The organism is Massilia sp. P2_C2 (genome assembly GCF_056404615.1).
On sequence record NZ_JBFUDR010000610.1, the window covers coordinates 1 to 1222 of the forward strand.

General features: G+C 68.3%; 1 protein-coding gene and 1 pseudogene. Both read right to left on the reverse strand.

From position 1 onward, the window contains the following. Window positions 1–499 (reverse strand): annotated as a pseudogene (gene fliG, locus AC1DYX_RS31290) (flagellar motor switch protein FliG); the annotation flags it as partial. After that, window positions 480–1222, reverse strand: a 743-nt coding sequence (locus AC1DYX_RS31295; protein WP_477266130.1) for a flagellar M-ring protein FliF C-terminal domain-containing protein, incomplete at its 5' end; no start/stop codon positions are given. The gene AC1DYX_RS31295 and the pseudogene fliG, both read right to left, overlap by 20 nt.

A 1222-nucleotide genomic window follows, 5' to 3' on the forward strand; every position in this document is an offset into this window, starting at 1 on the left:
GCACCAGTTCGCGGCCGTCTTCCGGCAGCGCGTCGATGATCTGGCCGGCCAGCGCCGGCGGCAGGAACGCGAGGAACACGGCCTGCATCTGCACGTGCTCGGCGGCGATGTAGTCGGCCAGCCACTTCGGCGACGCGTACTGCAGGCGCGCCATCATCGGGCGGATCGCGTCGCCGTAGATCGTGTTCAGGACGCTGTTGGCGATCTCGCTGCCCAGCGCCAGGTCGAGCGAGCGCTTGAGGTAGCTGCGCGACGCGCCGTGCAGGCCGCTTTGCTGGCGGTAGTCGTCGAAGAACTTCTGGATCGAGTTCTTCACGGCGTCGACCTTGATGCCGCTCATCCGGCTCATCACCTGGGTCAGCTCGATCAATTCCTCGCGTTCGAGGCAGCGCAGCACGGCCGCCGCCGGTTCCTCGCCGATGGACAGCAGCACGATCGCAGCCTGTTCGACCGGGCTCAGCGCCGCTTCCTGCACGTCGTTATTGTTCAGATCCGCCATTTTTCTTTTGCACCCATTGTTTGACCACTTCCGCCACCCGCTCCGGCTCTTTACCCGCCAGGACCTTCAGGTGGTCGACCATCACATCCACGGCCGAACCGGCCGGGGGCAAATCGTATTCCTCGAGCAGCGCCTGGACCGGCATCTCGCCGGACGCTGACGCGTCGGGCTGGGCCGCCGCCGGCGCGCCCAGTGCCGGATTCGTTCCGCCCTGGATCGCGGCGTGCGCAACCGGGGCCGGCAACGCGCCGGCGTTGTGCGCGCCCGGCAGGGCAGTGCCCGCGCCTGCCTGCACGGTCGCCAGCGTGGGTGCCGCCGTTGCAGGAGCACCAGCAACCCGCGGTGCGACGCGCTGGTTCAGCATGCGCATCAGCGGACGCAGGATCAGCAGCCAGCCGAGCAGGGCGCCGATCGCATACATGCCGTAGCCGGCCATGTCGACGATGTTGTCGCGCTCCTGGTACCACGGCTCGACCGCGGCCGGTGCCGGGAAGGTCAGCGAGGACACCGTCAGCACGTCGCCGCGGTTGGTGTCGATACCCAGGCCGCCGCGCAGGATCTTGTCGATGTTCGCGATCTCGGCCGGGCTCCAGCCCGACTTCGGCGTCGCGGCCCTGGCGTTGTTCAGCACCACCGCCACCGACAGCTTCTTGAGGCGGCCGCGCGAGCGCTTGATCTGGGTGATCGCGCGGTCGTAGGCGTACTGGCGCGTCGTCGCGTTCT